The sequence below is a fragment of the Scandinavium sp. UTDF21-P1B genome, from assembly GCF_040750395.1.
In the GTDB taxonomy this organism is placed as follows: domain Bacteria; phylum Pseudomonadota; class Gammaproteobacteria; order Enterobacterales; family Enterobacteriaceae; genus Scandinavium.
Genome location: NZ_JBFLVD010000013.1, coordinates 192,937 through 207,429 on the forward strand (window position 1 = coordinate 192,937; position 14,493 = coordinate 207,429).

The following is a 14,493-nucleotide window of genomic DNA, read 5'->3' on the forward strand; positions in this document are numbered from 1 at the left end:
CAGACGGGCCACCGTGGGGTTATCTTACGCGTGATTAAACGTGGAAGCTTTCGCCGCAACCGCACTCGTCTTTAACGTTCGGGTTAGTAAATTTAAACCCTTCGTTGAGGCCTTCTTTGACGAAGTCCAGCTCGGTGCCGTTGAGGAACTGCAGGCTTTTGCCATCGACCACAACCTTCACGCCTTTGTCTTCAAACACGGTGTCTTCCGCGTCGGGTGCATCGACAAACTCCAGCACGTAGGCCATGCCAGAGCAACCGGAAGTCCGCACGCCCAGACGCAGCCCGAAGCCTTTGCCCCGGTTCGCCAGGAAGGTGCTGACTCGCGCGGCAGCGCTGTCGCTAAGGGTAATGGACATAAAAACCTACCTCTTATTTTGCTTCACGTTTGCTTTTGTAGTCCGCAATGGCGGCTTTGATCGCGTCTTCTGCCAGGATAGAGCAGTGAATTTTCACCGGTGGCAGTTCGAGTTCCTCGGCGATATCGGTGTTCTTGATAGCCTGCGCTTCGTCCAGGGATTTCCCCTTCACCCACTCGGTCACAAGCGAGCTGGACGCGATAGCGGAACCGCAGCCGTAGGTCTTGAAGCGCGCGTCTTCAATGATACCTTCATTGTTGACTTTAATCTGCAACTTCATCACGTCGCCGCAGGCCGGTGCGCCGACCATGCCGCTGCCGACGCTGTCGTCGCCGTTGTCAAACGAACCGACGTTGCGTGGATTCTCGTAATGATCGATAACTTTTTCGCTGTAAGCCATGATGAATTCTCCTTATTGGGTACCGATTAGTGATGTGACCATTCAATGCTGTTCAGATCCACGCCCTGTTTGAACATTTCCCACAGCGGAGAAAGGTCGCGCAGACGGCCGATGGAGTTACGAACCAGCTTGATGGTGTAGTCAATCTCTTCTTCGGTAGTAAAACGACCTAAAGAGAAACGGATAGAGCTGTGTGCCAGCTCGTCAGTCATACCCAGCGCGCGCAGCACGTAGGATGGCTCAAGGCTTGCAGACGTACAGGCAGAACCGGAAGAAACCGCCAGGTCTTTCAGCGCCATAATCAGCGACTCGCCTTCAACGTAGTTAAAGCTGACGTTGAGGATGTTTGGCGCGCCCTGCTCGAGATCGCCGTTCAGATACACTTCTTCCATATCTTTCACGCCGTCCCAGAGACGGTTACGCAGCGTGCGCAGGCGCGCCATCTCGGTTTCCATCTCTTCTTTTGCAATGCGGTAAGCTTCGCCCATACCCACGATCTGGTGCACAGGCAGCGTACCGGAACGCATGCCGCGCTCGTGACCGCCGCCGTGCATCTGCGCTTCGATACGAATACGCGGTTTACGACGCACGTACAGCGCACCAATCCCTTTCGGGCCGTAGATTTTATGGCCGGAGAAGGACATCAGGTCCACCTTCAGTTGGCTGAGATCGATAGGCAGTTTGCCGACGCTCTGGGTTGCATCCACGTGATAGATGATACCGCGCGCACGGCACATTTCGCCGATGGTCGCGATATCCTGCACCACGCCGATTTCGTTGTTCACGTGCATGATGGACACGAGGATAGTGTCGTCACGCATCGCCGCTTCAAGCGCTTTCAGGTCGATAATGCCGTTGGCCTGCGGCGCAAGGTAGGTCACTTCGAACCCTTCACGCTCCAGCTGACGGCAGGTATCCAGCACGGCTTTATGCTCGGTTTTGCTGGTGATGATGTGCTTGCCTTTTTTCTGATAGAAGTTGGCCGCACCCTTGATCGCCAGGTTATCGGATTCGGTTGCACCAGAGGTAAAGACGATTTCGCGTGGGTCAGCGCCCACCAGCTCAGCAATCTGATTACGGGCGATATCTACCGCCTCTTCAGCATGCCAGCCGAAACGGTGAGAACGGGAAGCCGGGTTACCAAAGTTTCCGTCCAGGGTCAGACACTGCATCATTTTCTCGGCAACACGCGGGTCCACCGGCGTGGTTGCGGAGTAGTCGAGATAAATCGGTAATTTCATTGCTCTATAAACTCCGTACATCGCTTCAATGCAATGAATCAGGCAACCGGCTGGATGTACGACCGTGTTGACGGGGTGCGCGAGCACACCCCGGCCTGATTCTGAAATCTTTTATATTAAGCGCGTAACTTAACGTCGATTGCGTCTTGCGCGCGGGTATTGCGATGGGATTCGTGCGTGTGCTGACGGTCAGAGACGTCCAGCACTTCCTGGTTGTTTACCAGCTCACCCAGGGTGATGTTATTCAGGAAACCGGTCAGACGATCGCTCAGGTCACGCCACAGCGCGTGGGTCAGGCATTTATCGCCGCCCTGGCAGCCGCCTTTCCCCTGACAGCGGGTTGCGTCAACGGATTCGTCTACGGCGCTGATCACTTCGCCAACGGCGATGCTACCGGCTTCTTTACCCAGCAGATAACCACCGCCAGGACCACGTACGCTGGACACCAGTCCATTCTTACGCAGGCGGGAGAACAGCTGTTCCAGATAGGAAAGTGAAATTCCCTGACGTTCAGAAATATCAGCCAACGGAACCGGGCCCGCTTCGGAGTTGAGCGCAACGTCAAGCATCGCGGTCACGGCATAACGCCCTTTAGATGTCAGTCTCATGTCTTACTTAACCTCAAACTCGCCCCTGCCCGGGGTTGTTATTAAAATGTAGGTATTGCATAGCAGGGCCAAGTCTGACATTCCCGACTAAAATGGTCAACTATTTACTTGACTGTTTTAGTCAGGTATTTAACGTTCTGTGCCGTTTTTATTTGCCCGGCGGCGCTTCGCTTGCGCGGGCCTACGGTTCAGCTCGTCGTAGGCCGGGTAAGGCACAGCCGCCACCCGGCAATGTCGAATCACTTCTCTTTCTTTAACTGCTCAATCGACGCCAGAATCCCGCGCAGGATGTTCAGCTCCTGGGTTTCAGGACGCGCGCGGGTAAACATGCGGCGCAGCTTATTCATCACCTGCCCCGGGTGCCCGGCGCGGATAAAGCCTGTCGACAGCAGCGTTTGCTCAAGGTGACCATAGAAGCGCTCTAAATCATCCACCAGCGGATAAGCGACTTCATCTTCTTTTTGATCGGTGGTTTCGCCCTTTTCCTGCGTGGCAAGCCAGGCCATCCGCACTTCGTAGGCGATAACCTGCACCGCCATTGCCAGGTTCAGGGAGCTGTATTCCGGGTTAGCGGCAATCGCGACGTGATAATGGCACTTCTGCAATTCATCGTTGGTCAGGCCCACGCGTTCGCGACCAAACACCAGCGCCACCGGCGCCTGCTGACCTTCTGCGACGCTTTTCAACCCGCATTCGCGCGGATCGAGCATCGGCCACGGCAGCGTGCGGGAACGCGCGCTGGTACCAACGACAAGGCTACAACCTGCGAGTGCTTCATCCAGCGTATCGACGATTTGCGCGTTGCCAATCACGTCGCTTGCGCCTGCGGCGAGCGCGATCGCCTGAGAGTCAGGCTTGACCAGCGGATTCACCAGCCAGAGATTGGTTAAGCCCATGGTTTTCATGGCGCGAGCCACGGAGCCCATATTGCCGGTGTGGGAGGTTTCGACCAGTACGATTCGGATATTTTGCAGCATTGTCATTCTTCGGCTAAAGATTATTCGCCGCATATTATCATAAAGCTGAGACAGATTCCGAATTCGCTGCTATGATATTCGCCGTTTTTCCCGTTCTTTAACATCCAGTGAGAGTGACCGATGCAACATCCAATGTTGACTATCGCCGTGCGTGCAGCGCGCAAGGCGGGTAATGTGATTGCCAAACACTACGAGATGCCTGATTCCGTAGAAACCAGCCAGAAAGGCAGCAATGATTTCGTGACCAACGTCGATAAAGCCGCCGAAGCGATGATTATCGAAGTTATCCGCAAATCTTACCCGCAGCACACCATTATCACCGAAGAGTCCGGTGAACATGCAGGCGAAGATCAGGATGTGCAATGGGTTATCGATCCACTGGATGGCACCACCAACTTCGTTAAGCGCCTCCCTCATTTCTCCGTTTCCATCGCCGTACGCATTAAAGGCCGTACTGAAGTGGCCGTGGTTTACGATCCAATGCGTAACGAACTGTTCACCGCGACTCGCGGCCAGGGCGCACAGCTGAACGGCTTCCGTCTGCGCGGCACCAACGCCCGCGATCTGGACGGCACCATTCTGGCGACCGGCTTCCCGTTCAAGGCCAAGCAGCACGCTCCTGCTTACATGAACATCCTTGGCAAACTGTTTACCGAATGCGCCGACTTCCGCCGCAGCGGTTCCGCCGCGCTGGACCTGGCCTATGTGGCCGCAGGCCGCGTTGACGGTTACTTCGAACTGGGCCTGAAGCCATGGGATTTCGCCGCAGGTGAACTGATTGCCCGTGAAGCAGGCGCTCTGGTGTGTGATTTCACCGGCGGCCACAACTACATGACCACCGGTAACATCGTGGCAGGTAACCCACGCGTCGTTAAAGCGATGCTGGCGAACATGCGCGACGAGCTGAGCGACGCGCTGAAGCGTTAATTCCGTTGTACCGCCCGGTGGCGCAAGCTTACCGGGCCTACAGCAGAATTTGTAGGCCGGATAAGCGTCCGCGCCATCCGGCAATTCAGAAAGGCCGCAATCCTCTCCCCACCGGCACTGCACTGATCCACATCACCACTGCAGCAACCACCAAAACGGCTCCGCCCACAAAGGCCAGCGTCGTCCAGCCAATCTGCCGCCAAAGTACCGGAGCCTGATTTTTACTTAGGCGCATCGCCAGTTGACGAAAACTGTGTACCAGCAACGCAAGCGAAGAAATCGTGATCGACGTTCCTGCCGCCATAGCGAGCGCAGATACCACTCCCCAACCGAACACGCCAATCACCTTACTGAACAGCAGCACCATGATGGCACCAGAACAGGGCCGCATCCCCATCGACAGCACAATCACCAGCCGTGCGCGCCAGTCGCTACCGCTCTCCATCTGTTGCGGATCAGGCAGGTGCTGATGCCCGCAGCCGCAGCTGGCGTGATGGTGATGATGCGGCGTGAAAGCGGTGAATTTGGGTTTACGTAAAATCTGGCGCATTTTTTTCAGCGCCCGCCAGCAGAGCAGCAGGCCCAGAACACCGACCAGCGCATAGCTGCCCTTTTCCAGCCAGAAGCTGCTGAGATGCAGCTGCCGGGCGGGCAGCGCCAGCAGCGAAAGCACGATCGTCACCAGACCAATCGCCACCAGCCCCTGTAGCAGTGAGGCCGCAAGCGTCAGGGCAATGCTCGATTTCAGCTTCGATGGATGCGTCGCCAGCCAGGTGGTAATCACCACTTTGCCGTGGCCCGGGCCCAGCGCATGCAGCACGCCGTAGACGAAGCTGAAAGCCAGCAGCGAACCGCCCGCTTTGCGGGGATTTTCCGCCACCGCCTGTAGCAAGCCACTCATCTGCTGATTCAGCTCCCGCTGCCAGATAACGCTTTTCAGTAATATCTGCGGCCAGGCATGCCACAGCCATACGCCACCCGCCAGCGCCAGCAGCAGAAACGCGGCAAGCGGCCAAAGCTGGAGCCAGCGGCGGCGTGAACGAGCAGAACCTGTGGAAATTACGGACATGAGATCGTCACCTGTTGTGCAAACTGTTTACCGAGATCCATATCCTCGGGCGGGGCATCGGCCTTATCGAGAGAGAGCGCATAGGCGGTCAAATCCTCGTTTGGCTTTGGCGTATGCACATTGAGCTTACAGCCTTTTGGCGCATCCGCCGGGAGCGAAACGTAAGCATCTTTGTCGTAATGCATGTCGACAAAATAGGTCGGGTCGAAAGTGGAAAACTGGTAGGTCTGTCCGGCAAGCGGCTGAGGCTCGGCCAGCGGCAGCGTAAAGGTCAGCACCGCTTTGTGCCCTTCGCGGGCAAGGCCGTACGCCGTCGGAAGGTTCTCAAACTTCACCTTTTGCTTGCCGTGCCAAAACTCGGTGAAGTAATGCTGCCCCAGCACGTTGGCCATCACTTCCGCCGCCAGTTTTTTCCAGACCTCGCTGCCCGGCTTTGCGTTACCTGCGTCGTACAGCAGATCGGCGGAGGTGATTTCGTCCATCGTCCAGCGCATGTTAATGGCGGTGAGCTTCCCCTCTTTCGTGACCAGCTGGCTTTGCATGCTGATAAAACTGTGCGGATGTGCCGCCACTTGCCACGATAAAAGCGCGCCAACGGCCAGAATCATGCTCTGTTTCACTCTTGTCATCGCAAACTCCGTGAAAAATTCTGTGACCGACTCCCGCAATCCTTGCGCAAAGGCGCGCCGTCTGGCTTTCATGCCCCGATCCTTTAGCTATTCTTATCAAAAAAACTTACTGGAACCTGACAGATGATGACCGTTCAAGAACCGCCATCTGTGCTTTCCAGTCCACAGCGCCGCTGCCAGATCCTGCTGATGCTGTATCTGCCAGGGCAGACCGTGACGCCAGAGGCCATAAGCCGGGTGAATAACGTGGATGATGAGGCGGCCCGCCAGGACGTCGCCGACATCCATCACGTCATCCAGCGCTATCACCGACTGAACATCGTGACGCTTGCAGACGGCAGCTATCGGATTGAGGGCACCACACTTGACCAGCGCTTATGCCTGATCCACTGGCTGCGCCGGGCGCTGCGGCTTTGCCCCGGTTTTATCCGCGAGCAGTTTACCCCATTGCTTAAAATGCAGCTTAAACAATCCGGCATCTCGCGCATTCTGTACGACGATACCAACCTGCGGGCGCTGGTCAACCGCTGCGGGCGAAGCCTGCAGCGCCCCCTCGACGCCCGCGATGCGGCCTTTTTAAGCCTCTACCTGCAATATTGCCTGCTGCAACAGCATCCGCAGCAGCCACCGGAGTTTAACGATGGGCAGCGCAGATGGGCGCAGTCGAGCGCAGAGTATCAGGTGGCGGCAGAGATTGCCCGCCACTGGCAGCGCCGCACTCACCAGGACGCCCACCCGGATGAACACCTGTTCCTCACGCTGCTGTTTATGTTGCTGAAGGTGCCGGATCCGAAGCGCGATCACCACACGCAAGAGGTGCGGCTCTATCGCAGCATTAATCAGCTAATCGACCATTTCCAGCAGCTGGCTGACCATCGTTTTAACGACAGGCGCGGCCTGCGCGATCAGCTTTATGTGCATCTCGCGCAGGCCATCAACCGCAGCCTGTACGGCATCGGCATTGATAATAGCCTGCCCGAAGAGGTACAACGCCTCTATCCGCGCCTGATGCGCACCACTCAGCAGGCGCTGGTGCCGTTTGAGAACAGCTACGGGCTACGCATTTCTGACGAAGAGATGGGGCTGATTGCGGTAATTTTTGGCGCCTGGCTGATGCAGGAAAGTGACTTACAGGAGAAACAGGTGGTCCTGCTCACCGGCGACAATCCGCAGCTGGAGCAGGAAATCGAGCAGCAGCTGCGGGAACTGACGCTGCTGCCGCTGAACATCAAATATCAGACGCTGAGCGCCTTCCAGAGCGACGGTGCACCGAAGGGCGTGGCGCTGGTGATCACGCCTTATTCCATTGCCCTGCCGCTGTTTTCCCCGCCGCTGATTCACGCCGGGGAACCGCTCAGCGAGCGGCAGCGGCAGCACATTTGTCAGATGCTGGAAGCGCCCGACTGAGGGCTGACCTTCGGACGCACAAACATCGCCGGAATCGCCAGCGCCGCCATCACCCAGAACACGCCCTGGTGTAAATGCTGATACAGGAACCCGGCGAAGACGGTCATGATGGCGATGCTGCCGCCCATCGCTACCGCGGAATAGACCGCCTGCAGGCGAATCACTTCGCTGCCCTGACGGGCTGAGATGTAGCGCATTGCCGCCAGATGGCAGACGGTGAAGGTGCCGCAATGCAGAATTTGCGCGACGATAAGCCACGGCAGTTCGGTGGTCCAGCCCATGATGCCCCAGCGCAGCAGCCCGCAGAAGGCGGAAAGCAGCAACAGGTCACGCGCGCCAAAGCGGCGGAACACTTTCTTGCTCACCGCAAAGATCACCACTTCCGCCACCACGCCCAGCGACCACAGATACCCCACCGCCGAAGCCGAGTAGCCCGCCTCCTGCCAGTAAATGGCGCTGAAGCCGTAGTATGCCGCATGCGCGCCCTGTAGCAGGCAAACGCAGGCCAGGAACCGCCAGCTCTGCATCACAAGCTGCTTCCAGGCGGGCCAGCCCGCGTGCTCATGTTGACGCGCTTCGCCCTGCGGCATCACCGACGGCTTGATCATCATGCCGATCAGCATGGAAGCAATACCGATGCTGAGCAGCGCCAGAATGGCGTGATAGTCAAACAGGCTGACCAGCTTGCCCGTGAGCGCCGAACCGATCACGAAGGCAATCGATCCCCACAGACGGACCCGCCCGTAATCCATGGTGATCTGCTTCTGCCAGGTGTTTGCCAGCGCATCCGTGAGCGGCACCAGCGGTGAGAAGAACAGGTTGAATCCCACCATCATCGCCATCAGCCACGCAACGTTTGTTCCCGCCCAGAAGGCGAGAATAAACAGCAGGGTGAGCAAGGCGAGAATGCGCAAGGCGCTGATTAAGCGCGACGGATCGCTGACGCGCGGGGCAATCAGCAGGCTACCGAGGAAACGCGCCACCAGGCCCGCGCCGAGCAGCACGCCGATGGTTTCCGGCGTCAGGCCCGTGCCGGCCAGCCATACGCTCCAGAAAGGTAAGAAGATACCGTAGCTAAAAAAGTAGGTGAAGTAACTGAGCGCCAGCCAGCGCGTGGAGTGCAAGACCATGATTCCCTCCCAAATGGTGGCGACAGTCTGGCGACAAACGGCGCGGCTGGCAAGTCACTTTAACAACCTGCTAACATTTAATGGGTGGATTTACGAGGATGCTCGTAGAAAATCGCCAACTTTCTTCTTTGTTCAGCATCACCAGCCCCGGCTGGCCGGGTAAATTATGGGCATTAACCGGGTGCGACTGCGGCCGCTACGGCTGTCTGGAAACAGTGGCCTCATTAAGCGCGCTGAAAAAGCAGGCGCGTATCTGGCTCAAATCACAGCCCACCAGAGACGGTCCCGATCCCGAAAAACTGACAACAGCGCACCTGATTGCGGGCTGGCAGCAGGGTGACCAGCGCATTCACACCTGGGTGGAAAACGCGGCCAGCGCCATAGGCCTGAGCCTCTACAATTTCCTGAATATCCTCAATATCAATCAGATCTGGTTGTATGGGCGCAGCTGCGCCTTTGGCGAAAGCTGGCTCAGCGCCATCGTCCAGCAAACCGGGTTTAACCCTTTCGACCACCGCGATAGCCCGCAGGCCATGGCAACGCAAATCAGCTTTGGGCAGCTGACCCGTTCGCAGCAGCTGTTAGGCATCGGCTATCTGTACGTTGAAGAAATGCTGGAACAATTATGAATGGCGGCAACGTGGCGGCAGTAAAGATTGTGTATTAGGGTTTAAGGACACCCACCTGCACAACGGAAAGGCTATGAACTCTCTACGTTATTTCGATTTTGGCTCCTCGCGTTCGTTTCTGCTGCTGGTCGCCCGCATCGCCATTGTCGCGCTGTTTATTATTTTCGGTTATCCGAAGCTGATGGGGTTTAACGGTACGGTGCAGTATATGGCGGCAAGCGGCGCGCCTGTGCCAACGCTCTCGGCCATCATTGCGGTGATTATGGAAGTGCCCGCCGCCATCCTTATCGTCATCGGCTTCTTTACCCGCCCGCTGGCGGTGCTTTTCATTTTCTACACGCTGGGAACGGCGATGATTGGTCACCATTACTGGGATATGAGCGGGGATGCGGTGGTGCCAAACATGATTAACTTCTACAAAAACGTCAGCATTGCCGGGGCGTTTTTGCTGCTGGCGATTACCGGGCCGGGAGCGATTTCAGTCGATCGGCGGTAAGCGTGCCGGGTGGCACAGCCGCCATCAGGCATTAAAAAAGGCCGCATAAGCGGCCTTTTTTTAAGGGTGCAGATAATTATGCGTAAACCGGGAAACGGGCACAGATATCCAGCACTTTACCTTTGATGCGCTCAATGTTGGCTTCATCATTGATGTTGTCCAGCACGTCGCACATCCAGCCCGCCAGCTCTTTCGCTTCGGCTTCTTTGAAACCGCGACGGGTAATCGCCGGAGAACCGATACGGATGCCGGAGGTCACGAACGGGCTCTTCGGATCGTTCGGTACGCTGTTTTTGTTAACGGTAATGTTGGCGCGGCCCAGCGCGGCGTCGGCTTCTTTACCGGTCAGGTTTTTGTCGACCAGATCCAGCAGGAACAGGTGGTTTTCAGTGCCGCCGGACACCACTTTGTAGCCGCGGTTCAGGAACACTTCCACCATCGCTTTCGCATTCTTAGCGACCTGCTGCTGGTAAACCTTAAATTCAGGCTCCATGGCTTCCTTCAGCGCCACGGCTTTCGCTGCGATAACGTGCATCAGCGGGCCGCCCTGCGCGCTTGGGAAGACAGCGGAGTTCAGCTTCTTATACAGCTCTTCGTCACCGCCTTTCGCCAGGATCAGGCCACCGCGTGGACCTGCCAGGGTTTTGTGAGTGGTGGTGGTCACAACGTGAGCGTGTGGAACCGGGTTCGGGTAAACGCCTGCGGCAATCAGACCCGCAACGTGCGCCATGTCGACAAACAGGTACGCGCCGATGCTGTCTGCGATTTCACGCATTTTGGCCCAATCAACCACGCCTGAGTAGGCAGAGAAGCCACCGATGATCATCTTCGGCTTATGCTCTTTGGCCTGCTTCGCCATGTCTTCGTAGTCAATTTTGCCAGACTCATCGATGCCGTAAGGGATGATGTTGTACAGCTTGCCGGAGAAGTTGACCGGGGAGCCGTGAGTCAGGTGACCGCCCTGCGCCAGGTTCATGCCCAGCACGGTGTCGCCCGGCTGCAGCAGTGCGGTGTAGACCGCGAAGTTCGCCTGGGAACCAGAGTGCGGCTGCACGTTAGCGTAATCGGCGCCAAACAGTTCTTTAGCACGATCGATAGCCAGCTGCTCAACCACGTCAACGTATTCGCAGCCGCCGTAATAGCGTTTGCCCGGGTAGCCTTCAGCGTACTTGTTGGTTAACTGAGAACCCTGAGCCTGCATCACGCGCGGGCTGGTGTAGTTTTCGGAGGCGATCAGTTCGATGTGCTCTTCCTGACGGACTTTTTCCTGCTCCATAGCCTGCCACAGTTCGGCATCATAATCGGCAATGTTCATTTCACGCTTTAACATTCGCATCTCCTGACTCAGCTAACAGTAGTTTTACCGCTAAAAAAGGGGGCCCTTTCGGACAACGGCGGACAGTATAACTGATAAGTTCTGCGATAACAGGTCTTGACAAACGTTTTTACGCAAACGATTACCTCGGCGTCACACAAGGGTTTGAGCAATAAAGATTCCGCCCGGGTAAAGCGATTTCTTTTCAGGTTTGTGATGCAAATTTTTCAGCTTGTACAGAATCCTTTACAAGTAAGGGGCTTTCTCATAACATGCATTTAAAATGCATCATATCTAATCATGACAAAGAAACCGAAAAAGGACAGTCCCATGCTAGACGCGCAAACCATCGCTACGGTGAAAGCCACCATTCCCCTGCTGGTTGAAACCGGCCCAAAACTCACCGCCCACTTTTACGACCGCATGTTTGCTCATAATCCTGAGTTAAAAGAGATCTTCAATATGAGCAACCAGCGCAACGGCGACCAGCGTGAAGCGCTGTTCAACGCCATTGCGGCCTATGCCAGTAATATCGAGAACCTTGCCGCCCTGCTGCCTGCGGTAGAGAAGATCGCCCAGAAGCACACCAGCTTCCAGATTAAGCCTGAGCAGTACGCCATCGTGGGCGGCCATTTGCTGGCAACGCTCGATGAAATGTTCAGCCCGGGCCAGGAAGTCCTCGACGCGTGGGGCAAAGCCTATGGCGTGCTGGCGGACGTGTTCATTAAGCGCGAAGGGGAAATCTATCAGCAGAACGCCGCTAAAACCGGCGGCTGGGAAGGCACCCGCGCGTTCCGCATCGTGAGCAAAGCGCCGCAAAGCAAGCTTATCACCGCCTTTGAATTCGTCCCGGCAGACGACGGCGAGGTGGCCGACTATCAGCCAGGTCAGTATCTCGGCGTGTGGCTAAAGCCGGAAGGCTTCCCTCATCAGGAAATTCGCCAGTATTCGCTGACCCGTCAGCCAAACGGCAAAAGCTATCGCATCGCCGTGAAGCGCGAAACCGGCGGTCAGGTCTCCGAATGGCTGCATGATGAGGCCAGCGTGGGCGACACCGTGCACCTCGCCGCCCCGGCGGGCGATTTCTTTATGTCCGTCGAAGCAAATACCCCGGTGACGCTGATCTCCGCAGGCGTCGGCCAGACGCCAATGCTAGCAATGCTCGACACGCTGGCAAACTGTGCGCACCCGGCGCAGGTGAACTGGTTCCACGCCGCGGAAAATGGCGCGGTGCACGCCTTTGCTGATGAAGTGAAGGCGCTGGGCGCAAAACTGCCACGCTTTGCTTCCCATGTCTGGTACAACGCGCCGCAGGAACAGGACGCTTACGACAGCGCGGGCCTGATGGATTTAAGCGCGTTGGAAGGCCAGTTCAGCGATCCGGCAATGCAGTTTTATCTCTGTGGTCCGGTCGGCTTTATGCAGTTCGCCGCAAAACAGCTCGTGGCGCTCGGCATCAACGCCGACAATATTCACTACGAATGCTTCGGCCCACATAAGGTGCTGTAAGGTTCCCGGGCCGGATAACTTTCCGGCCCGTATACACTTTCTGTAAGCACTTTTTCACGCCCTCTCCCGCCCAATCGCCCTCTCGCCGCAGGGCGTGCCAAAAAAGGCCGCGCCGTCTTGTGTTATGATAACGGCTTCCCGCTGCCATTTTTGGGCCCCCTTTTTATGCAACAACCTGTTGTACTCATTGGAGAGTGGCTGGTTACGCCTGCCGTTAACCAGATTAGCCGTCAGGGTCGTCAGCTTACGCTTGAACCACGCCTTATCGACCTTCTGATCTATTTTGCTCATCATCCCGATGAAGTACTTAGCCGGGATGAGCTTATCGATCACGTCTGGACGCGCAACGTCGTCACCAGCCATGTCGTCACCCAGAGCATCTCCGAACTGCGTAAATCGCTTAAGGACGGCAATGACAGCAGCCCCGAATACATCGTCACGGTGCCAAAACGCGGCTACAAGCTGACCGCGAGCGTAATATGGTGCGCTGAAGAGGGCGAAGAGCTGGCGCCCGTTCCCCCGGCAACGCGCCCGGCGTCAGGAGAAGTTCAGCTTTCTACGATCACCGAGCCGCAAGTGCCTGAATCCAGACCTGCCATGCCGCCGCCGCTGCCGGAAAAGCGCCGCAAGGTGACAACCTGGTGGGTGTGGGGCCTGTTTCTGCTGGCGCTGTTCAGCTGCGTGGCGCTTGTCGCGATGTCGACTATCAATTCGCACCCACCCGTCACCAAAACCCGTTTGCTGCTGAACCCACGCGATATCGACGTTCGCCTCGCTAATGGTAATTCCTGCAACAACCAGGCATCGCAGAGAACCTATGCCGTAGGGCTTGGCAGCCTGATCACCACCTCGCTGAACACGTTTTCCACCTATATGGTGCACGACAAAACCAACTACAACGTGAATGAGCCGAGCAGCTCAGGGAAAACGCTGACCATCGAGTTCGTCAACCAGCGTCACTACCGCGCGCAGCAGTGTTTTATGTCAGTCCAGTTGGTTGATAATGCCGACAGCTCGGTGATGCTCGATAAACGCTATTTCATTACCAGCGATAACCAGGTGACGATTCAGAACGACCTGATGAGCAGCCTGTCACAGGCGCTGACGCAGCCCTGGCCTGAACGCATGCAGGCCATGCTGCGCCAGTATCAGCCGTCACAAAGCCTGTCGCTGGCGCAGTTTTACCAGGCTCACCAGCTGCTGATGAACGGCGACGTGGACTCCCTAAGCAAGGCCAGCGGCCTGCTGGACGATATTCTGAAACAGTCGCCGGATTTCAGCTACGCGATGGCGGAGAAAGCGCTGGTCGATATCCTGCGCCATTCCCAGCAGCCGCTGGCTAAATCCCAGCTCTCCGCACTGTCGGCGGAAATTAATCGCGTCGGAGATATTCCTGTCCTGAAGAATATGGCGGTCTTTTATCAAATTAAAACCATCGAATATTTAAGCCAGGGACAAATTAGTGACGCATTTAGCGCTATTAATACCGGCATCGGGCTGGAGATGTCGTGGGTCAATTATGTGCTGCTCGGTAAAGTTTACGAAATGCAGGGTGAAAATCGCCTGGCCGCCGATGCCTATATTACCGCCTTTAATTTACGCCCGGGGGACAATACGCTTTACTGGATTGAGAACAGCGTATTCCAGACGTCCGTCACTCGCGTTGTTCCTTATCTCGACAATTTCCTCGCTGCAAAATAACCCATATTAAGTTAAACCTCATCACGCCAATAAAATACGGCATGATGAGGTTAATATCGTGTTTATCATGAAGCATCCAGATGTTGTTTATTGTTTG

14 protein-coding genes and 1 pseudogene are annotated in these 14,493 nt (G+C 56.4%); 6 read left to right on the forward strand and 9 right to left on the reverse strand.

Features of this window, described 5'->3' with window-relative positions; all coding sequences use genetic code 11:
• Positions 1-34 precede the first annotated feature (34 nt).
• From iscA to trmJ, 5 genes are all read right to left on the reverse strand, one after another.
• Entirely contained in the window at positions 35-358 is a 324-nt protein-coding gene (gene iscA, locus AB1287_RS10510) for an iron-sulfur cluster assembly protein IscA (protein WP_312625016.1), read from the reverse strand.
• A 13-nt stretch (positions 359-371) separates the two neighbouring features.
• Entirely contained in the window at positions 372-758 is a 387-nt protein-coding gene (iscU, locus tag AB1287_RS10515; protein ID WP_312625014.1) for a Fe-S cluster assembly scaffold IscU, read from the reverse strand.
• 26 nt (positions 759-784) lie between these two features.
• Positions 785-1,999, reverse strand: a complete 1,215-nt coding sequence (iscS, locus tag AB1287_RS10520; RefSeq protein WP_312625013.1) for a cysteine desulfurase — start codon at positions 1,997-1,999, stop codon at positions 785-787.
• 116 nt (positions 2,000-2,115) lie between these two features.
• Entirely contained in the window at positions 2,116-2,607 is a 492-nt protein-coding gene (gene iscR, locus AB1287_RS10525; RefSeq protein WP_312625012.1) for a Fe-S cluster assembly transcriptional regulator IscR, read from the reverse strand.
• Positions 2,608-2,846: 239 nt separating this feature from the next.
• Positions 2,847-3,584: a tRNA (cytosine(32)/uridine(32)-2'-O)-methyltransferase TrmJ gene (gene trmJ, locus AB1287_RS10530; protein WP_312625011.1), complete on the reverse strand. Its 738-nt coding sequence runs from the start codon at positions 3,582-3,584 to the stop codon at positions 2,847-2,849.
• Positions 3,585-3,704: 120 nt separating this feature from the next.
• On the opposite strand from trmJ, the gene suhB reads away from it, so the two are divergent.
• Entirely contained in the window at positions 3,705-4,511 is an 807-nt protein-coding gene (gene suhB / locus AB1287_RS10535) for an inositol-1-monophosphatase (RefSeq protein WP_312625009.1), read from the forward strand.
• Between the two features lie 85 nt (positions 4,512-4,596).
• Here the strand turns inward: suhB and AB1287_RS10540 are convergent, their stop codons facing one another.
• On the reverse strand, positions 4,597-5,580 hold the full coding sequence (locus AB1287_RS10540) for a nickel/cobalt transporter (protein WP_435617743.1): 984 nt from the start codon (positions 5,578-5,580) through the stop codon (positions 4,597-4,599).
• Positions 5,571-6,209 (reverse strand): DUF1007 family protein, encoded by a 639-nt coding sequence (locus AB1287_RS10545; protein WP_312625007.1) that lies wholly within the window; start codon positions 6,207-6,209, stop codon positions 5,571-5,573. Before AB1287_RS10545 ends, AB1287_RS10540 begins: the two co-directional genes overlap by 10 nt.
• A gap of 123 nt (positions 6,210-6,332) precedes the next feature.
• On the opposite strand from AB1287_RS10545, the gene csiE reads away from it, so the two are divergent.
• Positions 6,333-7,616: a stationary phase inducible protein CsiE gene (csiE, locus tag AB1287_RS10550; protein ID WP_435617744.1), complete on the forward strand. Its 1,284-nt coding sequence runs from the start codon at positions 6,333-6,335 to the stop codon at positions 7,614-7,616.
• On the opposite strand, the gene AB1287_RS10555 is transcribed toward csiE, so the two are convergent.
• Entirely contained in the window at positions 7,592-8,746 is a 1,155-nt protein-coding gene (locus AB1287_RS10555; RefSeq protein ID WP_435617745.1) for a 3-phenylpropionate MFS transporter, read from the reverse strand. The two genes, csiE and AB1287_RS10555, sit on opposite strands and share 25 nt — an antisense overlap.
• 182 nt (positions 8,747-8,928) lie before the next feature.
• Between AB1287_RS10555 and AB1287_RS10560 the strand changes: the two are divergent.
• A pseudogene (locus AB1287_RS10560) lies at positions 8,929-9,375 on the forward strand (ROK family protein); the annotation flags it as partial.
• Positions 9,376-9,448: 73 nt separating this feature from the next.
• The gene (locus AB1287_RS10565) at positions 9,449-9,871 is read left to right on the forward strand and encodes a DoxX family protein (RefSeq protein WP_435617746.1); all 423 of its coding nucleotides are present in this window, start codon (positions 9,449-9,451) and stop codon (positions 9,869-9,871) included.
• 76 nt (positions 9,872-9,947) lie between these two features.
• Here AB1287_RS10565 and glyA read toward each other — a convergent pair whose 3' ends face one another.
• Positions 9,948-11,201 carry a serine hydroxymethyltransferase gene (gene glyA, locus AB1287_RS10570; RefSeq protein ID WP_312624997.1) on the reverse strand — a complete coding sequence of 418 codons (1,254 nt, stop codon included), beginning with the start codon at positions 11,199-11,201 and terminating at the stop codon, positions 9,948-9,950.
• Between the two features lie 315 nt (positions 11,202-11,516).
• On the opposite strand from glyA, the gene hmpA reads away from it, so the two are divergent.
• Together hmpA and cadC are read left to right on the forward strand one after the other, a co-directional pair.
• Positions 11,517-12,695: an NO-inducible flavohemoprotein gene (hmpA, locus tag AB1287_RS10575; RefSeq protein ID WP_435617747.1), complete on the forward strand. Its 1,179-nt coding sequence runs from the start codon at positions 11,517-11,519 to the stop codon at positions 12,693-12,695.
• Between the two features lie 165 nt (positions 12,696-12,860).
• Complete coding sequence (gene cadC / locus AB1287_RS10580; protein ID WP_435617748.1) at positions 12,861-14,396, forward strand: lysine decarboxylation/transport transcriptional activator CadC; 1,536 nt, start codon at positions 12,861-12,863, stop codon at positions 14,394-14,396.
• The last annotated feature ends 97 nt before the right edge of the window (positions 14,397-14,493 follow it).